Annotated in this window: 16 protein-coding genes; 4 read left to right on the forward strand and 12 right to left on the reverse strand. The window is 42.3% G+C overall.

The genetic code is table 11. The annotated features are described in order from the left end of the window. The first annotated feature begins 334 nt into the window (after positions 1-334). Positions 335-3,202, forward strand: a complete 2,868-nt coding sequence (locus G3R48_RS14335; RefSeq protein WP_153665878.1) for a TonB-dependent receptor plug domain-containing protein — start codon at positions 335-337, stop codon at positions 3,200-3,202. 270 nt (positions 3,203-3,472) lie between these two features. Here the strand turns inward: G3R48_RS14335 and G3R48_RS14340 are convergent, their stop codons facing one another. The 9 genes from G3R48_RS14340 to gloA2 form a co-directional block, all read right to left on the reverse strand. Further along, complete coding sequence (locus G3R48_RS14340; protein WP_153665876.1) at positions 3,473-4,243, reverse strand: ABC transporter permease; 771 nt, start codon at positions 4,241-4,243, stop codon at positions 3,473-3,475. Continuing rightward, positions 4,243-5,178 (reverse strand): ABC transporter ATP-binding protein, encoded by a 936-nt coding sequence (locus tag G3R48_RS14345; protein ID WP_153665874.1) that lies wholly within the window; start codon positions 5,176-5,178, stop codon positions 4,243-4,245. The genes G3R48_RS14340 and G3R48_RS14345 overlap by 1 nt, the downstream gene beginning before the upstream one ends. Positions 5,179-5,243: 65 nt before the next feature. Next, positions 5,244-5,774 (reverse strand): hypoxanthine phosphoribosyltransferase, encoded by a 531-nt coding sequence (gene hpt, locus G3R48_RS14350; protein ID WP_153665872.1) that lies wholly within the window; start codon positions 5,772-5,774, stop codon positions 5,244-5,246. A 7-nt stretch (positions 5,775-5,781) separates the two neighbouring features. Beyond that, complete coding sequence (locus G3R48_RS14355; protein WP_153665870.1) at positions 5,782-6,441, reverse strand: flavin prenyltransferase UbiX; 660 nt, start codon at positions 6,439-6,441, stop codon at positions 5,782-5,784. Between the two features lie 53 nt (positions 6,442-6,494). Next, positions 6,495-7,874 carry a UDP-N-acetylmuramate:L-alanyl-gamma-D-glutamyl-meso-diaminopimelate ligase gene (gene mpl, locus G3R48_RS14360; protein ID WP_153665868.1) on the reverse strand — a complete coding sequence of 460 codons (1,380 nt, stop codon included), beginning with the start codon at positions 7,872-7,874 and terminating at the stop codon, positions 6,495-6,497. 254 nt (positions 7,875-8,128) lie between these two features. Beyond that, entirely contained in the window at positions 8,129-10,213 is a 2,085-nt protein-coding gene (locus tag G3R48_RS14365) for a M13 family metallopeptidase (protein WP_153665866.1), read from the reverse strand. A 726-nt stretch (positions 10,214-10,939) separates the two neighbouring features. Continuing rightward, positions 10,940-11,620 (reverse strand): Fe2+-dependent dioxygenase, encoded by a 681-nt coding sequence (locus G3R48_RS14370; RefSeq protein ID WP_153665864.1) that lies wholly within the window; start codon positions 11,618-11,620, stop codon positions 10,940-10,942. A 50-nt stretch (positions 11,621-11,670) separates the two neighbouring features. After that, positions 11,671-14,028 (reverse strand): TonB-dependent receptor, encoded by a 2,358-nt coding sequence (locus G3R48_RS14375; protein ID WP_153665862.1) that lies wholly within the window; start codon positions 14,026-14,028, stop codon positions 11,671-11,673. A 349-nt stretch (positions 14,029-14,377) separates the two neighbouring features. Further along, positions 14,378-14,761, reverse strand: a complete 384-nt coding sequence (gene gloA2, locus G3R48_RS14380; protein WP_153665860.1) for an SMU1112c/YaeR family gloxylase I-like metalloprotein — start codon at positions 14,759-14,761, stop codon at positions 14,378-14,380. A gap of 661 nt (positions 14,762-15,422) precedes the next feature. Here gloA2 and G3R48_RS14385 point away from each other — a divergent pair. Then, positions 15,423-17,012: a methyl-accepting chemotaxis protein gene (locus G3R48_RS14385; RefSeq protein ID WP_153665858.1), complete on the forward strand. Its 1,590-nt coding sequence runs from the start codon at positions 15,423-15,425 to the stop codon at positions 17,010-17,012. Between the two features lie 21 nt (positions 17,013-17,033). Here G3R48_RS14385 and G3R48_RS14390 read toward each other — a convergent pair whose 3' ends face one another. Both G3R48_RS14390 and G3R48_RS14395 read right to left on the reverse strand, forming a co-directional pair. Continuing rightward, positions 17,034-18,398, reverse strand: a complete 1,365-nt coding sequence (locus G3R48_RS14390) for a DEAD/DEAH box helicase (RefSeq protein ID WP_153665857.1) — start codon at positions 18,396-18,398, stop codon at positions 17,034-17,036. 146 nt (positions 18,399-18,544) lie between these two features. Then, positions 18,545-21,640, reverse strand: coding sequence for a transglycosylase domain-containing protein (locus tag G3R48_RS14395; RefSeq protein WP_228497493.1), 3,096 nt, complete (start codon positions 21,638-21,640; stop codon positions 18,545-18,547). A gap of 291 nt (positions 21,641-21,931) precedes the next feature. Between G3R48_RS14395 and rluF the strand changes: the two genes are divergently transcribed. Then, positions 21,932-22,843 (forward strand): 23S rRNA pseudouridine(2604) synthase RluF, encoded by a 912-nt coding sequence (rluF, locus tag G3R48_RS14400; RefSeq protein WP_153665855.1) that lies wholly within the window; start codon positions 21,932-21,934, stop codon positions 22,841-22,843. A gap of 144 nt (positions 22,844-22,987) precedes the next feature. Then, positions 22,988-23,617, forward strand: coding sequence for a helix-turn-helix transcriptional regulator (locus G3R48_RS14405; protein WP_153665853.1), 630 nt, complete (start codon positions 22,988-22,990; stop codon positions 23,615-23,617). A gap of 295 nt (positions 23,618-23,912) precedes the next feature. On the opposite strand, the gene G3R48_RS14410 is transcribed toward G3R48_RS14405, so the two are convergent. Then, positions 23,913-24,353: a DUF2057 family protein gene (locus G3R48_RS14410; RefSeq protein WP_194823916.1), complete on the reverse strand. Its 441-nt coding sequence runs from the start codon at positions 24,351-24,353 to the stop codon at positions 23,913-23,915. Between the last annotated feature and the right edge of the window lie 302 nt (positions 24,354-24,655).

Raw genomic sequence — 24,655 nt, forward strand, 5'->3', positions numbered from 1 at the left:
TGGCCGATATTGTAGCAATAATTCACCCAGTTAGCTGCTTAATTAATGACTTTATAAACGCTAAATTGGTGTGTGTTTTTTCAGACTTCTCCCATTCGCTGTTAAAGCAGAGGAGTCTATAAAGTATTCCTCATCAATCAAACAATTGAATACGGTGGCATTCATAATGCGCTTTCAAACCTCATAGAGCACTACGCAACAAAACCAAACTAAGATATCCCTACAACTATTGTTAATAATATGTTGCCAACAAGTTTCACCAAGGTTACATTGAGGGTGATATAAAAAATCAATTATAAGATTTAAATAATCACTAATATTACAGGGACTCAGTATGCATACATCTCAAATCGCAAAAGCTATTCGCTTAGCCTGTGTTTACGGCACGCTGTCAACAGCTGCACTTTCAACAAGTGTAATGGCTGTTGAAGTTGATGAAAATGATGAAGAAATAGAACGAATTGTCACCACCGGTTCTCACATTCCTAAAACAGAATATTCAAATCCAACCCCTATCATGGTGATTGACCAAGCTGAAATGCAAAAATTTGGTACGCCAGACTTAGCATCGATGTTGGCTGAATTACCAGCAATTGGCTCAACAGACACCTTAGTGGGTAACAATAATTCAAACGCCAATGCGGGTTTAAGCTCGGCAGATTTACGCCGTCTAGGTTCAAAACGTACCTTAGTATTAGTAAACGGTAAACGTCACGTTGCGGGTGCTCCAGGTTCTTCACAAGTTGACCTTTCAACCATTCCTACCGCATTGATTGAACGAATTGAAATCATTACTGGTGGTGCATCAGCCATTTACGGTTCTGATGCGGTATCGGGCGTTGTTAACGTCATCATGAAAAAAGATTTTGAAGGTTTCTTGTTTAACGCAACAGGTGCAACTTCAGTCGACGATGTTGAATACGGCAACCATAGTTTTAACGTGGTAGCGGGTACCTCAAACGAGAAAGGCAATGTGAGTGTTTATGCCGGCGTTGAAAGAACCAAACAAACCATGTCACGAGACTTAACTCAGTTAGAAAACTGGGGAACCATTGTTAACCCACTTGATACTGGTGAAGACGACGGTATACCAGACAGATTACGTGTGAAGAATGTCGGCTCAGAAATGATCAATAAATGGGGCGTTATCAATCCGTTTTCTGATTCACGCTTTACCTTTGATGACAGCGGCAATATGCAAGCACAGTGTGTACGTGACGGTACTAATAGCTTTGCATTTGGTCAGTTTGAAAACGGGTGTGACACTGCATTCTTTACTGAAGATTATGAGAATATTTATCCTGAAGTAGACCGAGTTAACTTAGGTGGTACGTTTAATTATGAACTAGCTGAAAATGTTAGTCTTTATGGTGATATTAAATACACTAAATCTGAGATTAAGCAGCAATTCCAACCAGGCTTTAGCTTTGGTGGAATTGCCATTGATGTGGCAAATAATGCTTACCTTTCAGACGATGCACGTGCAGCATTAGGTGGAACAGGCACAACATCAATGGCTAAATTCTTCGATGAATTAGGCAACCGTTCAGCCCACAATAACCGCGACTTATTCCGTTTTGTAGGTGGTGTAGAAGGTTTTGTTACCGCAAGTGAAACCGAGATTGATTATGAGGTTTACTACATTTACGGCGAAACTAACAACGTACGCGTAACTGAAAACGATATCATTGAAGGTAACTTAGCCGCTGCTATTGACTCCATTGTTGACCCAAACACTGGGGAAATCGTTTGTAATGACTATACTGCGGGCTCTGTCGACCCTTCAGGTTGTGTGCCTTATAACCCATTTGGTTATAACCAAGCCTCTGAAGAAGCCAAAGATTGGATTTCTGCAGACGTCACGCGCCAAGATAAAATTACTCAACAAGTTATTGGCGCTTCAGCCACATTCGACACCGGTGAATTTATGAACTTACAAGGCGGTCCAGTCGCCTTTGCTACTGGTTTTGAGTACCGTGAAGAGACCTCATCATCCATTACTGATGAACTCACAAAATCTGGTGCATTAGCTGGTGCAGCAACACCGGATGAAAATGCAGACTACGATGTAAGTGAAGTATTCATTGAAGTCAGCTTACCGCTATTAGCCGGTTTATCATTTGCTGAAGAGCTGACATTAGACGGAGCATATCGTATTGCTAACTATTCACATGTTGAAGATAGAGTGGATGCATGGAAAGTTGGCTTAATGTACGCCCCAATCGATTCGGTACGTATTCGTGCAACGCATGGTTCAGCCGTTCGTGCACCTAACCTTGAAGAAGCCTTTAGTCCACTATCGCCTGGTTTTGCTCGAGTATCTGACCCGTGTGATGCTGATAACATTAATGACGATCCAGATAGAGCGGCAAACTGTGCAGCACTGGGTATCCCTGTGGGTTGGGAAGCAAACGACAATGTCAGTATTGACACGCTTTCAGGTGGTAATGATCAATTAACACCTGAAACCTCAACCTCGACAACGGTAGGTATGGTATGGCAACCAACGTTTGTTGAAAACCTAGCCATTACTGTTGATTATTATAAAATTGAAATTGAAGATGCAATTATCTCTGTTGCGTCACAAGACATTGCCGACAACTGTGTTGATGCAACTGGGGGCTTAGATGCGCAATACTGTAGCGCAATTGACCGTGACCCAACGACCTTTGATATTGATTTAGTCCGTTCTGGCTTCTTAAATGCAGCCGCATTAAACACTTCAGGTGTTGAGTCTGACATTAGTTACAACCTTGGCTTAGAAGATTTCGCTTTAGAAGGTGATCTTAAATTCAACCTCTTTGTGAACAAGCTAATTGAGCTTGAAAGATTTGAATTCCAAGACCGTCCTGACGAAATTAACGTTGAAACAGGTGAAGTTGGTGACCCTGAATGGCAGTTTAGATTCAATACCAGCTACACAATTGACGATTTAACTGTAAGTTATGGCGTACGTTATATTGATAACGTAGTGACTTATGATGTATCACCAGGTGGCGGGTCGCCTGAAGATTTATCACCAGGTTACATTCCGTCATTAACCACTCATGACTTATCAATGAACTATTATGTTTCTGATAACATCAATGTTTACGCCGGTGTACGTAATATCTTTGATGCACTACCACCAGGTTACACGGTAAATGCACAATATGACTTAATTGGTCGCCGCATCTTTGGTGGATTGAACGTCACGTTCTAACTTAACCATTCATGGCTGAGCCAGTAACCTTTATGCCTGTCAGTTTAACTGACAGGCATTTTTATTACTTGGGTTACGATTATCTTTCTATTGGAACTTGTCAAACTAAAGCACAACGCTGGAATAGCTTTTCTTTTTCAGCATTCAAGCATTCAAGCATTCAAGCATTCAATAAATTGCCTATCAACCACACATTTGAGCCATAAAAAAGAGCGCCTAAGCGCTCTATTTCAATTGAGAGTGAGAGTGAGAGTGAGAGTGACTTTAAGGTTAACTTCTTAACCCTATCCCGCGTGAAATTAAATAATACGCCACAAACCATAATCCAGCACAAAAGCCAATAATAATGGCCAAAGACAATGGCACACTCATGTCTGAATAGCCTAAAAAGCCATAACGAAACACGTTAATAACATACACAACAGGGTTTAATGCCGACACGCCTTGCCAAAAATCAGGCAGTAATGACAATGAGTAAAACACCCCGCCTAAGTACGTTAATGGCGTTAATACAAACGTGGGGATAATACTGATGTCATCATAACTTTTGGCAAACACCGCGTTAATTAACCCAGCAAGGGCAAACATCATTGACGTTAATAACGCAGTAAGTAACACCAAGCCAAGATGATGAATAGAAATATCCACAAAGCACATTGCCACTATTGTCACTATGCAGCCAACAATTAATCCACGAGTGACACCGCCGCCAACATAACCGGCAATCATCACATAATGCGGTACAGGCGCAACCATAATTTCTTCAAGGTTACGCTGAAACTTAGCACTGTAAAAAGAGGACGCAACATTAGAAAACGAGTTAGTGATCACCGACATCATAATCAACCCTGGCGCAATAAATTCCATGTAACTCACGCCACCCATTTGCCCAATACGGCTACCAACCAGGTTACCAAAAATTAAAAAATATAAGGTCATGGTAATCGCAGGCGGTACAATCGTTTGTACCCAAATACGCGAAAACCGAGTAATTTCTTTGGTTAAGATACTTTTAAATGCAATAAGGTATAACGGGTTCATTATTTTGCCTCCTTGGCTTTTTCGACCAATTCAACAAACAACTCTTCAAGGCGGTTAGATTTATTACGCATTGATATGACTTCTATATTGGCTGCAGATAACAAGGTAAATACTTCATTGATATTATGATCTTTGGCCACATCGACTTCTAAGGTATGTGAGTCAGTTAAGCGACAAGTTATGTTGCCTAAATCAGGTGTTTGAGTCACATTGTTACGTAAATCAAGAATAAAGGTTTCCATGTTCAGTTTGCTTAACAATGCCTTCATGGTGGTGCACTCAACTAACATCCCTTGGTCGATAATACCGATATTACGACACAGCATTTCAGCCTCTTCAAGGTAATGAGTGGTCAAAATAATCGTCACCCCTTGCTCATTGATTTGCTTTAAAAAGTCCCACATAGAACGGCGCAGCTCAATGTCTACCCCTGCGGTAGGTTCATCTAAAATCAGCAGTTTTGGGCGATGCATTAACGCACGCGCAATCATTAAACGGCGTTTCATCCCACCCGATAACTGCCTAGCTTGCGCATTACGCTTGCCCCACAAGTCTAATTGAGTCAAATATTGCTCAGCACGTTCAAGCGCAACTTGGCGGGTAACCCCATAATAGCCTGCTTGGTTCACCACAATTTGCAGCACGGTTTCAAACTGGTTAAAGTTAAATTCTTGTGGCACTAAACCAATACATAACTTGGCTTGCTCAAGCTGCTTATCAATATCAAAGCCAAACACATTAACGCTGCCTTGAGACTTTTGTACTAGCGAACTAATCACACCAATAGTGGTCGATTTACCCGCGCCATTAGGGCCTAGCAATGCAAAAAAGTCACCTTGTTTTACCGTAAGGTCTAAGCTTTTAATGGCTTGTACCCCACCTTTATAAGTCTTTTTAAGCCCCTCAATTACTAATGCATTGGCGTTATCGCCCATGTGTTACTCCTTACGACAAAAAACAAAAACTCCCGCAATTGCGGGAGCCTTTTTAAACAGATTATTTATGCTATTGGTACGACTTTGGCAATGTAAGGTAAGTTACGATATTGCTCAGCATAATCAATACCGTAGCCCACAATAAACTCGTCAGGAATGCTCATACCAATAAAGTCGACAGGCACGTCAACTTCACGACGTTCAGGCTTGTCTAACAAAGTACATAACGCCAAGCTTTTCGGTTCACGTAGTAATAGCATTTCACGGACTTTATTTAAGGTGTTACCTGAGTCAATTAAGTCTTCAACAATTAACACATCACGATCGGCAATATCTGATTGCACGTCTTTTAACACTTTTACATCACGGGTACTGGTCATCGCATTACCGTAACTTGAAACCGACATAAAATCGATTTCAACGTGGCCTTTAATGCGACGACATAAATCAGCCATGAATACCACAGAGCCTTTTAATAGGCCCACCATTAGTAGACGCTCGCTATTGGCATAATGGGCATTAATTCGCTCAGCAAGTACATCTAATGTTTTGTCGATTTCTTCGGTAGAAATCATCTCTTCAATGGTGTGTTTCATATGTCTCTCAGTGTTCAATATCAAGAGCCTGAGACTGTCCGTATCCCCAGCGACTCGTAAGTGCATGTTCGATCCCCAAATGATCGAGAATGCGAGAAACCATGAAGTTTACCAGATCTTCAACCGATTTGGGATTATGATAAAAACCTGGTGCAGCAGGCATGATAGTTGTTCCTTGACGAGTCAGGCTTAACATATGCTCTAAGTGTATGGCACTAAAGGGAGTTTCCCGAGGTACAAGGATTAATTGACCGCGTTCTTTAATGACAACATCAGCGGCTCTTTCTAATAAATTATTACTCATCCCTGTGGCAATGGCCGCTAATGTGCCCGTTGAACACGGACACACCACCATTTGTTTTGGCGCGGCGCTACCTGATGCTGGCGGCGAAAACCATTCATCTTTACCCAACACCACCAATTGCCCTGTTAATACAGACGTTTGTGAGGTTAAATATTCAAGCAACTGCGCATGGGCTTTGTCGCTATTGGCGCTTAATTTCAAACCATGTTCAGTGGCAAGTACCACTCTGGCGGCGCTCGAAATCATTAAAAACACTTGATAATCTGCTTCTAATAAACACGTTAACAGTTTTAATCCATAAGGCGCACCTGACGCCCCTGTCCACGCTAAGCTAATGGCTTTGTCTTTTTTAGTGTAAGTCATGCTTTTCCTTTCGTTATTGGGGAAACCTGTGTTGATACTCCCCAATACCCGCACTATTTGGCCGCAATAGCCGCAATCAATTTCTGGTGAATGCCGTTAAAGCCACCGTTGCTCATTACCACAATGGTGTCACCATGGTGAACCTGCGCACTCACTTGGCTAACAATAGTATCAATGTTGTTTTGCACCACGACTGGCATAACCGCGCGTGTCATACTCGCGGCGATATCCCAATCAACATTACCGGCTTGATACAACCAAACTCGGTCAGCAAGCTTTAATGAATTGGCTAATGTGTCTTTGTGAACACCCCGTTTCATGGTGTTTGAACGCGGCTCTAACACCACAATCACTTTACCGCCCCCCACTTTAGCGCGTAAACCGTTTAAGGTGGTTTCAATGGCGGTGGGATGATGCGCAAAGTCATCATAAATCGCCACACCATTAACCGTATCAAGCAGTTCCATACGACGTTTTGGCGGGACAAATTTAGTTAATGCTTCAATGGCAAGTTCAGGTGTTACCCCAACATGTCTGGCTGCTGCAATGGCCATAATGGCATTTTCAATATTGTGCTGACCAATTAAGTCCCACAATAATATACCTTGAGATTGACCGTTAAATAACACTTCAAACTCATGCCCATCGTCAGCAATAGTACGGCTTTGCCAACCTTGGTTGTTATCGTGTTCGCGGCTGTAAGTTTCTTGCTCACTCCAACAGCCCGTCTCAATCACCAACTTCACGGCATCAGCATCTTTAGGCCAAATCACTTTTCCTTCACCTGGCACGGTGCGAATAACATGGTGAAACTGGCGCTGAATGTCTGCTAAGTCACAAAAGATATCGGCATGGTCAAACTCAAGATTATTAATCACTAACGTGCGCGGGCGGTAATGCACAAACTTAGAGCGCTTATCAAAAAATGCACTGTCATATTCATCGGCTTCCACCACAAAAAAGGGAGAGTGACCTAAACGCGCTGACACGCCAAAATTTTGCGGCACGCCGCCAATTAAGAAACCAGGCTCATAACCACACGAATCTAAAATCCACGCTAACATGCTAGAGGTTGAGGTTTTACCATGAGTGCCCGACACCGCTAATACCCAACGCTGCGGTAAAATATGTTCGGCTAAAAATTGGGGGCCAGAGGTATAGTTAATGCCACGGTTTAATACCGCTTCAACACACGGATTACCGCGACTCATGGCGTTGCCAATGACCACGATATCGGGTTGATCGATGCCTTCTTTTCCTAATTGGCTTGGGTCAAACCCTTGAATAAGGCTAATGCCTTGCTCTTGAAGCTGGGTACTCATTGGCGGGTACACATTCGCGTCGCTGCCCGTCACCTTGTGTCCTTCAGCTCTAGCTAATAGGGCAAGTCCGCCCATAAAAGTGCCACAAATCCCTAAAATGTGTACGTGCATGACAATGCTCTTTATTCAAAAAATACTGATAGGCCATTCTAATCTAACTACGCGGTTAATGTCAGTTAACTGCTCGCACTGAACAGGAATTTTGTTAGCTTTAACAAGATTGTATCGCTAAGCCCTAACATATTGGCTCATCAGGGAGTCAATACTCATACCAAAAACAAAAAAATGCCTGTTAGTAACAACTGACAGGCATTTTTATTTGACTTGTTATTGAGTGAATAAACACTAACTCACCGCAATCACCATTACCAAATTTTAACGCGTTTTTCAGGTGCAACATACATTGCATCACCTGGTTTTACGTTAAATGCTTTATAAAACGCTGGCGTGTTAGATAACGGACCTAAAGTACGGAACTTCTCAGGTGAATGTGGATCGGTTGCCACTTGGTTACGCAATGAGGCTTCTTTAATTTTAGAGCGCCAAATTTGGGTAAAACCAATAAAGAAGCGTTGATCACCTGTTAAGCCATCAATCACTGGCGCAGGTTTACCGTGTAATGATTTTTTGTACGCACGATAAGCAATGGTCACCCCTGAAAGATCACCAATGTTTTCGCCTAGTGTCAGCTTGCCGTTCACGTTTAAGTCATCAAACACCGCATAACCGTCAAATTGTTCTACCAATTGTTTAGCTCGTGCAGAAAATTCTTTAAAATCTTGCTTGGTCCACCAGTCACGCATGTTACCGTCACCGTCAAACTTAGCACCTTGGTCATCAAAACCATGGCCCATTTCATGGCCAATAACAGCACCAATACCACCATAATTTACCGCGTCATCAGCGTTAGGGTTAAAGAAAGGCGCTTGTAAAATAGCCGCTGGGAACACAATTTCATTTTGCACAGGGTTATAATATGCGTTCACAGTTTGAGGTGTCATGTCCCATTCCCATTTACGGATTGGTCCGGCTAAGCGTTCAAGTTCTTTCTTATGACGAAAGGCATTTGCACGTTTGCTATTGGCAAACAATTCGTTACCTTTAATCGTCAACTGGTCATAATTTTCCCAGCGCTCTGGATAACCCACTTTAGGGGTAAATTTAGCCAGCTTTTTCTTGGTGGCCGCTTTTGTGACGTCGCTCATCCATTCTAAATCGTCAACACTATCCACGTAAGCATTGCGCAGGTTTTCAACCAATTGCTGCATACGCTTTTTAGATTCAGGCTTAAATTGTTGCTGAACATACTCTTGACCAACCGCTTCACCTAATACGCTGTTTACCAGCGCAACACCGCGCTTCCAACGCGGAGTAATGGTGTCTTGACCACGCATTTTCTTAGAGTAGAACTCAAAGTTGGCTTGATCAATTGCAGGGGTGAGTTTGGTTGCTGCGTGGTTTAGTACCTGCCATTGTAGGTAGGTTTTCCAAGTATCAAGGTCAGTATTAGCAATAAGATCGCTCAAACCTTTAACGTAACTGGGTTGGTTAAGAATAATGGTTTTCTTTTCACCTAAACCTAAAGCGGTTAAATACTTTTTCCAATCAATATTCGGTGCCAGCTTAGCTAAGTCTTTAACCGTGTATGCATTGTAGCTTTTTTCAATATTGCGGTTTTCAACAATGCTCCAGTTTTGTTTCGCCATCGCTGTTTCTAACGTCATGATTTTTTGCGCACTGGCTTTAGGTTCAGCAAAACCGGCTAACGAATACATGTTTTCTACATGCGTAACAAATGCCTTGCGAATACTTTCAAAACGCGGCTGTTTGTTAAAGTAGTAATCTTTTTCAGGCAAGCTTAAACCACTTTGAGTCAGAAATGCGCTGTAACGATTAGCGTCTTTAAAGTCGACTTCAACATAAAATGTTAAAGGTGAGCCGTCACCCTGTACTTGGCTATGCCCAAAGTAAGTTGCTAAGTCAGCTTTATTTTTAATTGCGGCAATGGCGTTGAGTTCACCTTTAATCGGCGTCACACCTAATTGATTAAGCGTATCAACGTCCATATATGAACGGTAAAGATCTGCGACTTTTTGCTCGTTACTGCCTGGCGTTAAGTTAGGCGTAGCGGCTAGGGTGTCAATAATGTGTTTCACATCACGGTAAGATTTTTCATTTAAATCGGAAAAAGCCCCGGTACGAGTGCGGTCATTTGGGATCGTCGCTTTATTAATCCAAGCGCCATTCACATAAGAATAAAAGTCGTCTTGTGGACGCACGTTTTTGTCAAAGTTGGTAAAATCGATACCTGAGCTAAGTTGTTGTTGCACAGCAACAGCAGCTTTGTTTTTTGCAAGCGGGGCTGTGTTAGGAATGGCGGTGTCACTATTACATGCACTGAGCCCAAGGATAACGGAAGCACATAAGCCACCAACGATAAATTTGTTCATTTTAGCCCTTTTAGATAATCATCTTTATAGTTCAAAAGTCGCCTTTAACACGTAGAGTAGCAATTTTGGCTACCACTCCGTTTTTTAGCGAGCCCATTTAGCTCAAATAATGCTAAATGACTTAAGACCGTTCTCATTTTCAGTTTAACGATGTGCCGTTAAAAAAATTAACAATACTGCATTTACTGTAACCGCCAAGGCTGAGTAGTAAAAGTTAACGATTATTCATCATTGTTCGCTAATGCATGCTTGTAGCAAGCATGCAGTAAACCACGAGAAATTTCCCCTAAAGAAGCGGGAGATGTAAAAGCAATGCATCAATGTGGAACAAGAAGCAAGATTGTTTTTCTATGATTTTACGATGCGGTTGTTGCGTCAAAACGATTCATAAAACAAAACAACATGAGTTTACATGAGGTAAATTTGCCAACATTAAGCGCCCCTTGAGAGGTTGTCCTTAATCAAGATGACACAATCAATTTGATAGACGAATAACTGCTTTATTTTAATACTGTATTTCCTCCCCGCTGTATCTATATGTCAAACGTCAAAGTGAAGGTGAAGGTGAAGGTGAAGGTCATAACGGTAAAGTATTACGCGATGCAGTGTCTACTGTTATTGGGGGTTACCAAACCGCTTGTTCACTTAAATAAAATGCTGTTACGTCTTACGAAAAAGCCATTAGGTAACCATTGTTAACGTCGATGATAGTTCCTCCTGACAGCGTCAAATTTGTGCAAATTGACGAATTAAGTTGTGATAAACATGATGCAAATTATCAAGCTCAGATCGATCCGTTTGACCGGCGGCTATCAATGCTTGAATCGATTGATCAAGTTGATATAAGTTTTGCCTTAACGCTGAATCTGCCACCATACTTTGCATCCATGAAATTGCCGCAACTCGTTCACCACGGGTCACCGCAGTCACTTTGTGCAAGCTGCTTGATGGATACACCACCGCATAGCCGGCAGGCAGTTTTATCGACTGCTCACCAAATTCAGTGGCAATAATTAACTCGCCACCGTCATATTCCTCAGGTTCACTGAGAAACACCGTCATTGACACGTCGCTACGCAACACCACTTGAGTGTCAGGAATACGCATGACGGCGGCATCAACATGAAAGCCATATTCTTGTGATTGAGCATAACGGTTAAAACAAGGTGGAAAAATTTGCTGCGGTAAGGCTGCTGACACTACCTTTGGCGTGCTGCCCACTTTCGCAAGCAATTGATTAGCCAACTGCTGCACTTTAGGATCGCTTGCCAACGCTTGACCATTTTGTTTAACTGAAGCGGCCATCCCCATGGCGGTTTTCTTGCCATCTTCCCAAGTGACATTTTGTAAAGTTTTACGGTACAAAGCCACGTCTTGTTTTGACAACATTTGCTCAATCACAATCATAAAATACTCAACTTAATTCATTGTTATGCTGATATCAGTTTACTGACAGCTTAAAACTCGTAGGTTGCTGATAATCTAGCATTTCTTGCATCACCTAAATACATAAATGAGCCAGAACGGTACGCTGCAGTGAAGTACTCTTCATCTAACACGTTGCCCACATTTAAGCGAAATGTCAGTGACTCGGTGGCATTATAATTAGCAAACAAGTCAACCACTTGGTAGTTAGGTACCACAATGGAGTAACGACCGTTGTCAACGTCGTACCCTGCTGCTGTATCAGGTTGTCCACCATACATTTCACCTTGATAGGTATAACCTGCACCAACCACAAATGTATCATTAAGTTGATAACGTAACTGCAAATACGCACTTTCATCAGCAAAGTTACTTAATGCTAAACCAATGGTTTCTTCATTGAATGAAGCTAAGATTTCTGAGTCCATAATGGCGGCTGAAAATTGTAAACTCAGCGCCGGGGTAATATTACCTACCATGCCAAATTCAATCCCTTTTACACGGTTTTTACCGGTATTTAAGGTGCCTAGGGTTGAGTAACTGTCGCCCACACTTTCCATTACATCACTTTTGGTTATTTGAAATACCGATGCGGTGAACATCAGGTTATCTTCAAACATCATCCATTTTGTACCCAGCTCCATGTTTTCAACATGCTCAGGGTCTGCCACACTAGCTTGTTCTTGAGTACCACATACACCACCGTAGCCACAGCTTGCGCCTAAGTCTGACTCCCCCCCGTTAATGTTGGTGGCCGTGCTGTAATTAGCATAAATATTGCCGTTGTCGGTAATGCTGTATACCAAACCGACATGGCCGTTATACAAGGTGTCGTCATACTTATATAAGATGTCACCATTGCGCGAGCTTGACGTATCATTTTCATAATCAAAACTATCTTGTCTTACGCCGAAGAACAGCTCTAATTCATCAGTTAACGCCACGGTATCCATAAAGTAGGCCGAAATCGTGTTAATTTGATACTCAGCGTCATTGATACCTTTGGTATAGCTGCGCCCCATTAACTTATCGATATCATCAACGACATTGCCATTGCCATCTAAAATACAGTACGCGCCAGCATCACCACGACGACCTGCGGTAATACAGTTAGTGTCGTTCGCATTCACAATGTCATACACGCCGTTATCCACTTGTTGATCGGTATATTCCAAACCAAAAACAAACTTGTTTTGCATACCAAGTAGTTGGGTATCCCAAAATAGGTTGAATTGAGTGCTGAAGTAATCAACGTCTTGATTACCTTGGTGAGTACTTAAGGTTAAAGTGTTTGCCCCTGGTGCATCTAAGTCTGTCGCACTGCGCGTGGTGCCACGTACACCGGTGGTGATATAACCGTTTTCGGTATGGCCAACTCGCGTTGCATTATAAAAAGTAAGGTTGTCAGCAATGTTATATTCAGTGCGTAAGGTAAAGGTTTGTACTTTTGAGTCTAAAAAGTCTGAGTCTTGGGCATAAACTGGAATATCAGCAATAGGCTCACGGGTGCTTTGATCAAAATAACTGCCCAGATCGGCCACGTCGTTTGCATCAAGATAATAACCGTCAGCAATAAATGACAAGTCTTGGGTCGGTTCATAAACGGCCGATAACTGCACGCCTTTACGCTCGCGGGTAATGCCCTCACGCCCAGGTTTGTCTTCTTTAGCCAACAAACCATTAATACGCAGACCAACAGTGGCAGACACGCCATGGTTGTAATCCACGGTCAGTCGGCTGTGATCATCCGTCCCTAGCGCTAAATCCACTCGGCCTAAGTTATACGATGTTGACGCTTTTTTGGTGACACTGTTAACCGCTCCCCCAGATGAACCACGTCCTGCAAATGTTGAGCTTGGGCCTTTAGTAATTTCTACCGCTTCAGTTGCAAAGCTCTCACGCGTTGTCATACCTGGGTCACGAAGACCATCAACAAATACGTCACTGCGCGCTTCATGGCCACGAATAATGTATCGGTCACCAAAGGCATTACCATTTTCACCCGTACCAAGTGTCACACCGGCTTGGGCAGACAAAATATCTTTTAAATCTGTTTTACCTGACTCTTGAATTTGGTCTTGAGTTAATACGGTGATCACCTGGGGGGTATCAATAAGGTCAGCGACACGGCGTATATCACCCGAGGATTGATTAAAGTAAACAGAGCTTTTTACTCCGTGTACTTTTATTCTTTCAATGGCTTCTGCTGATTGATTTTTTTCACATTCTATTCCACTAACTTCAACATTACAGGCTTCATTTACCGCTGCGTTGGCTGTTGTTTTCTCTGTCGTTTCAGCCTGCGAAGCAAAAACTGGTGCACCAAATACCAGCGCGGCGGCGACGGCTTGTGCGCCTAGAGATGTGTTTTTATATTGTGCTCGTTTCATTTTCCGAACTGTCCTTTGTTGTGAATATATTAACGTTCGGCCGAATACTAACAATTATTTAACTTAAATGTAAATAGTTATCATTTAGGTTTGCATTCGTATCAATAACCTATGGTTGAGTTTTATAGATGTCGCACAGAACTAATTAGCTAGTTGTGCACCACATAAAAAGGCAAATAAAACAGGCTAAATTATCGCCGATAATGACAAGCTAGATTGCTTAAGAGGATTATTTATTACTGAATAGAAATATGAAGTTACAAGGACACACAGGTATTAGATAAATAGCAATTTTACCAAAATATGATTTGGTAAAATTGCACGATTAACAAGTTAATTTACGATAAAGTTAACGTTCATAAAGCTCTAATGGTAACCCATCTGGGTCGCTAAAAAAGCAAAAGCGTTTGTTGGTGTATTCATCAATTCGAATCGGCTCTAGGGCTACTTGCTGTTGCTCAAGATGGGCAATCACCGCTTCAATGTCATCCACTTTAAATGCTAAATGACGCAACCCTTGTGCTTCTGGATAGCTTGGTCTGGCTGGAGAGTCAGGAATAGAAAACAGTTCAATTTGGCTACCATCAGGTAAAGCCAAATCTAATTTATAGGAACGCCTTGGCGCACGATAATGCTCAGCAATCACCTTGAAGCCTAATATTTGGGTATAAAAGTGCTTCGACACTAGATAGTCATTACAAATAATTGCTACATGATGAATGCCATTAAACATAGTGCCTCGGTATTTACACGTAAAAAACAAACCCTGATAAATGACTCTATCAGGGTTTGTTATCAAGCTCACCAGTTTATGGCAGCTTTTGTTAGCCTAGTTATAAGCATGGTGATTAACCATCGCACTTATTTCTATACTCCAACTTCGGCGCCGTCATTGCGCTCATGCCAAGACGACGTCTGGCAAGTTTTATTTTACACTTGTTTAAAAGCAGTATGATTGCCGTTGTAATAGCAGGTAGACTCAAACGCCGCCTTGTTTATCCATTATCCTTGCCGTTGAAATTCATTAACGAGTCATAAAATATCAACACGGCCAATTTTTACTTTATTTAAAATAATAACAAAATGGTGCCGTTTTCAATCGTTTGCTTTCCTAATAAAAAGGGAGGTGCGACTAGGCTAATCAAGCGTTACAACACCAACATTTAAGCCACATAACATCAACAAACCACCGTAAATAAACAGATAAAACGGCCCATTATTTTTTTACTACCGAATCAAACTGTCTTTATTGATCAAATTATAAAAATAAAATTTGTTAACTCGGTAAAAAAATACGTCCAATAATTTGAATACAATAATAGACATAAAAAATACATGGCTATTATTAATATTTTTTTAATCACTCTTAATTTTAATATTTAGGAACAGGGCAGATGACCGCAAGTGAAAGGCTAGTAGGTGTAAACTCAACATTAATATCAATGACTGATCTTAACGGTGTCATTCAATACGCAAACCGAGATTTTATTACCATTAGTGGTTATTCTGAGAACGAGTTAATGAATCAAAACCATAACTTAGTTCGTCATCCAGACATGCCCAAAGCGGCATTTGCTGATTTATGGGCCACCATAAAAACCAATAAACCTTGGCAAGGTATCGTAAAAAACAAATGCAAAAATGGTGACTATTACTGGGTTGATGCTTACATTACTCCGGTGTTTGAAAACAACATCAAAGTGGGTTATCAATCGGTAAGAAGCCGGCCGACAACAGCGCAAATATCTGCGGCACAAGGGCTTTATAAACAGCTCAATCAAGACCCCAATAAAACAATTCCTAAACCTAATAAATTGTCCCAATTAAGCATTGCCACTAAGCTGCAAACCTTATTAGGTTTATTGTTTATTACTATATATGTGACCCTGTGGCATGAAGGAAAACTATTTAGTTTTGACCAATTCCATGTCATCAATAACCTGTGGACGCTAGCCTTATTTGGCGGCTTATTTTATGTAATCAACCAAGGGGTTATCTCGCGTATAAACCGCTTAACCGACATCCTTAAACGTATGTCTACAGGTGATTTAACCGCCAATATCTCATCGTCAAAAGGTGATGAAATTGGCGAAACCATCATGACTGCTAAAATGCTCCAAGGGCGTTTAAAAGCGATTATTGGTCGATTTGGTGAATCATCGGTTGGCTTAGTTAATGCCACCAGCACATTGTCAAAAACCAGCGCGGCAACCAAAGACAGTATGCAAGTACAACATGTTGACACCCAGCAGGCTACCAGTGCCATGCAAAGCATGAATAAAACCGTGGATGAAATTGTTCATACCACGGCTAAAACATCTGAACTTGCAACCTCAGCAGATGCCGCCGCGCAAAATGGTAAAATGATGGTGCTGGCCACAAGAGACACTATTTTAGATTTATCAGAAAGCCTCAATGCCATTTCAGTGACCATTAGCTCACTGGCTGATGAATGCAAAAAAATTAAAGACACCACCGACTCGATCAGCAGTATTTCAGACCAAACCAATTTATTGGCCCTTAACGCCGCCATTGAAGCCGCCCGAGCCGGTGAAGCTGGTAGAGGCTTCGCCGTTGTTGCTGATGAAGTAAGAACCCTTGCCAGTCGAACCCAAGAGTCGACCATTGAAATTGACTCAATGATCGAAGCGCTTGAACTTGGAAGCAGTAACGCGGTTGATGCTGTACAATTGGGCATGAGTAAAGTGTCTGCTTCTGTTGAGCAAATTCAGCAAACCGAGAACGCCTTTTCAGAAATTGAAGCCTCCATTGTTGACTTAAACGACATGAATTTACACATTGCCAGTACCGCACAAACCCAGTCCAGTGTCGCCAATGAAGTTAACCAAAATGTGTCATCAATTAATACCCAATCACGCATTACGGCTGAGGGGGTTGTTGCACTAGAAAGCGATATTGCAGAGCTAACTAACATGTCGCAGTCGTTAAAACTGCAACTGTCGCAATACTCTTTAGGGGAATAAATTAGCGCTATATAACGATTTTTAGCGCTTTTTTCTTGCTGACTCTGCAAGGGCTTTTTTACGCGCTTGCTGTTTGAGCGAGCCTTTTTTGGCTTTACGCGGTAACGGCGTTGCCGCTTTAGTTAAATCAGGTTCAAAGCCTTGATACCACTGTTGCGGTAAGTGGCGGTCAAGTTTACGTTCAATGGCAATTAATTGTGCGTCGTCATCTTGGCTAAGCAACGTGATCGCTAGCCCTTCTTTACCCGCCCTACCCGTGCGCCCAATACGGTGAACATAATCTTCTGCCTTAAACGGCAACTCAACATTTATCACCCTATCAAGTTGGTCGATATCTAAACCTCGTGCGGCAACATCGGTTGCCACCAGCACATTAAGCCGTTTTGCCTTAAAGTCATCAAGCGTTTGATTACGCACAAATTGCGATAAGTCGGCATGAAATGGCGCAGCAGGTATTTGCTGGCCTTGCAGGTACGCGGCAATGCTGTCTGCGCCTTGTTTAGTGCGGCTAAATATCAAGGTTTGCGCGTGTAATTGCTGGTTTAATAAGTGGCTTAGTAACGGCAGCTTTTTTTCGGTATCAAGGTTATACACCCGCTCGACGATTTTTGCCGCGGTGCTATTACGTTTAGTGGTTTCAACCACCTTTGGTTGCTGCAATAAGCGTTGACTAAACTTGAATATCGCGTCATCGAGCGTCGCCGAAAATAACGCGGTTTGGCGAGTGGCAGGTAAGCGTTTTAATATCGCAACAATCTCATCTTTAAAGCCCATATCTAGCATGCGATCGGCTTCATCTAATACTAAATGCTCAATCGACGCTAACGACAACACCTGATGACGTAAATGATCTAACAGTCGCCCCGGTGTGGCAATGATGATATCTGTCCCAGCTTTAATGGCATTAACTTGCGCTTGAATGCTCACACCGCCATACACCATTACCGCTCGAATATCACTAAGCTGAGCATATTGGGTCACGCTTTGATGCACTTGTTGTGCGAGCTCCCGGGTTGGCACTAAAATTAATGCTTTAATTTGCTGACTGTATTGCGCTTTAGCTTGGATATTGGTTTTAGCAACCGTTGGCGCTGTAATCTCGCTTATATGGTTAATGCCATCTTGCTCACTAACATCACTAACATCACTAACATCACTAACACTAGCTTGCTTTGCTTCTAAAATACGTTGCAACAGTGGCAAGGTAAACGCGGCGGTTTTACCTGTACCGGTTTGCGCGCCAGCCAGCACGTCATGACCCGCTAACAACAACGGAATTGTCGCGCCTTGAATGTCTGTTGGTTGTTGATAATTAAGCTTATTAAGTTGCTCAGTTAATACCGCATCCAATCCAAGTGAGGCAAAAGATAATTGCGCTGACGACATATTTTCTCCATTAACAATAATGTGGCCATTGATAGCAGCATCAACCACCGCATTTTTTACCTAAACGATAAGCACAGCGGGTGCAGTTGGCTCAATCATACAAAACCATTAATTAAACGGCTTAAATAAAAGCCATTAAGTAGCGCCTATTTCGTTGAGGTAATTTGGCACATAGCATCAGGTTTAGTTATATAAGGGCTAAGTAGCGGCAATAAGCCATTAAGAACTTGTAGCGGCAATGACGAAGTAAAATGATAATCATCTGCCTGCTTGCCCGGTACAAAGGCGGTTATAGTACCAAAAAAGTGATCGCCTAAGTAAAACACAAACGTTGCGGTGCGATTAATTGCCACTGATTTTATTCTGCGGCCATGCTCAAGTTGGGTAACAATCCGGTTATCGCCGGTACCTGTTTTACCGCCAATGGCAATATCCCCTAACTCTTTTATTGCTGTGGCATGGATTCGCCTTGCAGTGCCATGCTCGACCACATTGGTTAATGCCCGTTTCAACACCTTGGCAATGGCAGGATTAAGTACTTGTTTTGCCCTTTGCGGCAAATGCTGTAAAGCTACTTCATAAGGCGTGTTAGCCGCGAAATGTAAATTAGACACTTTCGACTTTGCTAACATTTTTCCTTCGTTTTGAATAATGCCCATTAAGTCGGCTAATGCTGACGGTCGATCGCCCGAACTGCCAAGCGCTGAGCCCAAAGATGGTACTAAATAATTAAATGGATAACCCCATTTTTGCCAGCGCTGATGAATACTTAAAAAAGCATTGACTTCTAGCATCACTTTAATGCGTACATCACGTGCATTTTGATGGCGCGTTTTAAATAACCACCGATACACCCCAATTAATTGCGCTTGCGACTGCTCGGTCAACTCTTGCAACTTAATATGGTTTTCAGTCGTTGCAGCACCGCCCTGATAAGGCAGGTTAAGTTGTTTAATCACCCATAATTCTAATGGGTGTACCCGCACTAAATAACCTAGATTGGCAAGGTCAAATTTGCCCTCGCCGTACTTCATATACAAGCGATTAATTTGGCGGTCGCTAAAGCGCGTTGGTAACCTTGTTTGTAAAAAATCTTTTAATTGCTGGCCGTTAGCTTGTGGCTGTAAGTACCTAAAAGCCGCACTTAAGCTGTCTTTGTCGGCTGCAATGGTGGCATAAAATTGCTTTCGTCGCTGCTGCGGGCTTAACCCTTTGTACTGATGATAAAAGCGACGAACAAATTGCCCCCCTTCACGCTTAGCATAGGCTTTTAAATAATTCTCGCGGTTTGGGTCGTCGTCGTTGTGCAGCAATTGCGCCATACTGCCTTGATAGTTATAACTGCTGCTGTAGCTAACAATATCGCGCATTAAGCGCACAAACGGCAGGTTAATTGACCCTTGCAACGCTTGGTATAGCGTTGGGGTAAGTTTGTCTTCTTGATGATTAAAGTTATTAAACTTCTGTTCACCACCACCGGTAAAAAAAGTTTCTTTAGGTGAAGCGGAATAGCGCCGTTTAAGGGCGGCATCGAGCATTTGGGCTAAGTTACTGTCACGGGTACGAATTAAATAATTAACCACCCATCGAGTAATATGATCACCGCGCTCAATATCGACTTTCCTCAAGTCGTTAACGGTTAACGTTACAAACCGTTGTTGCAACTCTGCAACAATATCAAGGTAGGTCATGAGTACCCTCAGCTTTGCTGTTGAGCCTAATTCCAACTTGCTGCCATCATTAATATCAAACGGTTGTGGATTATTGTCAGTTTGTACCCGCACATAGTTTTGCAGCCCGTCAGATTCATACAAGGTAAAGCTGTATATCACTTTCTTAAGCTGTTGCTCATTTAATAAACGCCAGCCAATAATACCGGCTTGTTTTGCCTGTTGTGGATCAGACAAACCTTGTAAGTAAGCACTCACCTGTTGCTGTAATTGCTGATTTAAAGTGCTTTGAACACTCAAGTCTAAGCGGTCTAAATGAAACAAGTCGACTCCCAACATTTGGGCGGTATTGACCCGTATAGCGTTAACCCCTTTGCTGTCTGGCAGGCTTGTCGTGTCATTCACCAGAAACCGCCGCGGATTAAACTTGGCAGTAGTAAACACTAACTGGCTTTTTAACGCCGCATTAGCAAGCTCTGCTGGCACAATGTGTTGCTTAGCCAAAAGATGTAAATGTCGATTCACTAATAAATTAAGATCGTTACGGCCTTTAAGTAAATAATACGACGGCCTACGCTGAGCAATAATTAACGCCAAGACATGCTTAAATGCTTGGCCACGTTTGCCACTATTAGCCAATGTATGAGGTTGATTAAGTAGGTCATTCACCTTGGTTAACGACATACCAAACCAGGCATTTAATCCATCACCAATGCCGTTGACCTCACCAAAACCCGGTGCCGATGACAAAGGCACCGAATTCAAATAATCTTCCACCAATAAATGTCTAGCCACATAAGTGGTTTCGCTGTGGTGATACACCCGAAACATGGCCGAGCTTAATTGGGTAAATTTGTCCGCAATAGAACGCGTTTGTCCGTGAGGGGAATGGCGAAATTTCTCTATTTGGGTAGCAAGCGTGCTCCCGCCGCCTTTGGTCGCCGACATGCCAAATGCAGTGGCAATTTGGTTAACACTGGCTTTGGCAAAACGTGGCCAATCAATAACAGGATTATGATACGGCTGTGGCTTCATTAATTGACGGTTTTCAATAAACAATAAACTGGCGGCAATAACGCTTGGAATATCATTGGGATCGCGATAAACATCATGAGGATAAGCAAAGTTAAATTGCGATTTTGCACTGCAGTCGTCAATGGTTAATCCGGCCTGCGCTTTTTCTCTAAACGGCGTAAACAAGCCTAATTTACTGTATTGCATCAGTTGCGGGCTAAATTGAGCTTGGGCAGTAATGCGATAACCTTGCGCTTGTAACTTGTCTAACATCAAGGGCAGATCAACATACCCCATTCTTTTGTCAAACGGGCCATATTGAGGGTAGCGCACCATTGACGTGGCCTGTGGCTTTAGCGAAGTTTGTAATTGGCTAGCACCATAATGCAACAATTTAGCTTGGTAAAAAGAGTGATTAACCTCGAAGGTAATGAAATAACCTAACGCCAACACCAATATCGGCAATAATAGTCCCACTTTGCTGCGCTTCATTTTGACCGGTTTTACTCGTGGAGGTCGGTAATTACCAAAGTTGGTCTGTGGTTCTGTTTCGGGCAAAATCACTCCCTAATTGTAAAGACGTTAATCATGTCAGCGCCGTCATTGGCCAGCGCTAATCATTCGGCGCGGCTATAGTAGCAGATGTCACCTCACGACCAAGTGCTATTGCCACTTAACTTAAGCAACCGCTCATTTATTACCTCGTGCTCACTCAGTGTTCATACTCGCACGCCACATGATGGCCCCCCCCCTCAAGGTGATTTAGCAATTTAATGCCTTGGCTGCATTGTGGTAAACTCAGCGCTCTTTTTTGGTATTTACCGTTATGACAATCTCAAGGAATGCATTTTGACCGATTCAGGCACCCGCTTAAATAAATACATCAGTGACAGTGGCATTTGCTCTCGTCGCGAGGCCGACCGCTTTATTGAACAAGGTAATGTTTTTATTAATGGCAAACGCGCCAAAATTGGTGATCACGTGGATATTGGCGATAAGGTAAAAGTGAATGGTCAAGACATTGAGCCACGTGACGCTGAAGATCTGGTATTTATTGCCTTAAACAAACCGGTGGGGATTGTGAGCACCACCGAGGGCACTGAACGTGATAACATTGTTGATTTTGTCAATCACTCAAGCCGCATCTTCCCTATTGGCCGTTTAGATAAAGACTCTCAAGGGCTTATTTTCTTAACCAATAATGGCGACTTGGTGAATAAAATTCTGCGTGCTGGTAATAACCACGACAAAGAATACGTGGTAACGGTAAATAAACCGATCACTGATGACTTTATTAAAGGCATGGCTGGCGGTGTGCCAATTCTTGGCGTGATGACTAAAAAATGTAAAGTTGAAAAGGTGTCTGCCAACGCGTTTAAAATTGTCTTAGTACAAGGGTTAAACCGCCAAATACGCCGTATGGCAGAGCATTTTGGTTATGATGTCACCAAACTTGAACGCCAAAAAATCATGAATGTCGACATGAAAGGGTTGCCTATTGGTGAGTGGCGAGACCTAACCAAACAAGAACGAGACACCTTATTTGAGATGATCAAAGGCTCGTCCTCTGAAGATAAAAAAGCCACCCCAAAGAAAAAGCAAAAACCGAAGCCTAAAGCTCAATCGCTGCGCGATAAAATTGAAGGCCCAGAGCACTTTATGCAAACCCACGGCAAAGGTAAGCCAAAACGTGCCACGGGGGGGCCGCGTAATAAAGGTGGCAAATCAGGCCCATCACGTTCACCACGAAAAGGTCGCTAAACACAGGGCGGTGGTAGAGAAATTTCACCACCGCAATTTACTCTTTAACTTACCCGTAACACCCTGTAACATTAATCCTGAATAAAACGTTATCACGCTTTGGATCTTCCGATACCGTAGCGTATTTTCAACAAGGATAGTTACATGTTAAACAAACAGATGTTACTGGTTGATTTTACGGATGAATTACAAAACCAGTTTTCAAGCATTGCCCAGCTATTGCATTTCTCTGTCACTCACACCGTTGCCAGTCATGCCGCAGAAGATATTGCCCCATATACTTCTAACGAATACTCAATGCTGATAGCCCATTATATTAATGCCCCGATAGCACACATTAATGCACTTAAATTACCCTCAAAAAACCAGCACTACCATTTAGCCATTTGTCCTAAATTAACGACTGAAATAGAACTCAGTTTAATGAGCGCAGGCTTTAATGGCGCAATTGAAGAAAACGCCAAGGTCGTCGACAAGTTACAAGCCATTAATCAATTAATGGAACAACACATTTATTATTCACAAACGGCGACGTCTCGTTATGTTTTAAAAAATAAACCCCGAGCGAGTTATCAAAACAACACGAAATTATTGGCCCTGACCACGCCAAAAGAACAACAGATACTCAGCTTAATTTGGAGTGGTCTTAACAATGATGAAATGGCAGCAAAACTGGATATTTCAATCAACACGGTAAAAATGCATGTTCAAAATATTTATAAGAAAACCAATATAAATAGCCGTGGACAATTATTTGCAATGACCGCAGATTAACGGTTACCGGCAAGTCAAATAATCACTGAAGCCATCAAAGAAAAAAGCAGACTTAACCACGATTAAGTCTGCTTTTTATTATGGCCAATCTTAATAAGCAATACACCAATACACCAATACACCAATACACCAATACACCAATACACCAACCTATCATGATAAACATTATTGTCAGTAAACAGGTATCGATAACGGTAAATACCCCGCAAGTGTTCATCGTTTATAAGCTTGACCGCTTGAGCGCTTGATTAAGCGAGTAAGTATCGAGATAACACGCTCTGCGCCATAATGTGAGTTAATCAATTAATAATTGTGTCAATAACTGAGATTGCGTCATCAAATTAACAGTCTGTTTAGATTGACCATTCACATGGATATGTACCTGTGGCTGAGCTAAAAATGCACGAGCTTCATCAACATTATCAATGTCAGGCGGCGTTAAATGATATTGTTGGTTTGCGCTAAGATTCAACTTTAAATAGAGGGGGTCAGAGCGCACCCAATGACCTGAATCATCGGCATGATCTTGAAATAAATCATGGTATGTTAACTCAATCAATGTCGCGCCCTCTTGCAGCCCCACCAGCTTTTCAAATTTCACATTTTTGCCATTAATGCTGGCAACATTTAAATCATCATGGGTAGTGATGCTGGCGGCATGAGAACTGATTGATGTCATTAACGCTAAAGCGCTGATGGTGGTGCCAAGTATCGAAGTATTCATATTCATATTCATAACGTACTCCATCATATTTCACTGCTATGGCTTATTGCCCATTCATCACCACACCCATGTCAATATTTGGTGCCCTGGCGATGTGTTGTAATAACAGACCGTCATGTTGGCAAGTCTATTTCAGCGCCATTGACAATTTAGTCGCCACAGCCGCAGGGGGGCAGCTATTTTGCTAGCATAAGCCGCCACCGACTTATATAAAAAAACCGCCCAACTATGGACGGTTTTAATAAAAATGACTGGCTTAGCAATAACCTGCACGTTGACGAATCCGTCTTAATATAAGATGGTTTGCGCTAAAT

Source organism: Shewanella intestini, assembly GCF_018221465.1.
GTDB classification, from domain to species: Bacteria; Pseudomonadota; Gammaproteobacteria; order Enterobacterales; family Shewanellaceae; genus Shewanella; species Shewanella intestini.

What these genes read in the sequence shown, in the direction of transcription:
- G3R48_RS14335 (WP_153665878.1), top strand. Translation starts at nt 335, where the DNA reads ATGCATACATCTCAAATCGCAAAAGCTATTCGCTTAGCCTGTGTTTAC.
- G3R48_RS14340 (WP_153665876.1), bottom strand. Translation starts at nt 4,243, where the DNA reads ATGAACCCGTTATACCTTATTGCATTTAAAAGTATCTTAACCAAAGAA.
- G3R48_RS14345 (WP_153665874.1), bottom strand. Translation starts at nt 5,178, where the DNA reads ATGGGCGATAACGCCAATGCATTAGTAATTGAGGGGCTTAAAAAGACT.
- hpt (WP_153665872.1), bottom strand. Translation starts at nt 5,774, where the DNA reads ATGAAACACACCATTGAAGAGATGATTTCTACCGAAGAAATCGACAAA.
- G3R48_RS14355 (WP_153665870.1), bottom strand. Translation starts at nt 6,441, where the DNA reads ATGACTTACACTAAAAAAGACAAAGCCATTAGCTTAGCGTGGACAGGG.
- mpl (WP_153665868.1), bottom strand. Translation starts at nt 7,874, where the DNA reads ATGCACGTACACATTTTAGGGATTTGTGGCACTTTTATGGGCGGACTT.
- G3R48_RS14365 (WP_153665866.1), bottom strand. Translation starts at nt 10,213, where the DNA reads ATGAACAAATTTATCGTTGGTGGCTTATGTGCTTCCGTTATCCTTGGG.
- G3R48_RS14370 (WP_153665864.1), bottom strand. Translation starts at nt 11,620, where the DNA reads ATGATTGTGATTGAGCAAATGTTGTCAAAACAAGACGTGGCTTTGTAC.
- G3R48_RS14375 (WP_153665862.1), bottom strand. Translation starts at nt 14,028, where the DNA reads ATGAAACGAGCACAATATAAAAACACATCTCTAGGCGCACAAGCCGTC.
- gloA2 (WP_153665860.1), bottom strand. Translation starts at nt 14,761, where the DNA reads ATGTTTAATGGCATTCATCATGTAGCAATTATTTGTAATGACTATCTA.
- G3R48_RS14385 (WP_153665858.1), top strand. Translation starts at nt 15,423, where the DNA reads ATGACCGCAAGTGAAAGGCTAGTAGGTGTAAACTCAACATTAATATCA.
- G3R48_RS14390 (WP_153665857.1), bottom strand. Translation starts at nt 18,398, where the DNA reads ATGTCGTCAGCGCAATTATCTTTTGCCTCACTTGGATTGGATGCGGTA.
- G3R48_RS14405 (WP_153665853.1), top strand. Translation starts at nt 22,988, where the DNA reads ATGTTAAACAAACAGATGTTACTGGTTGATTTTACGGATGAATTACAA.
- G3R48_RS14410 (WP_194823916.1), bottom strand. Translation starts at nt 24,353, where the DNA reads ATGAATATGAATATGAATACTTCGATACTTGGCACCACCATCAGCGCT.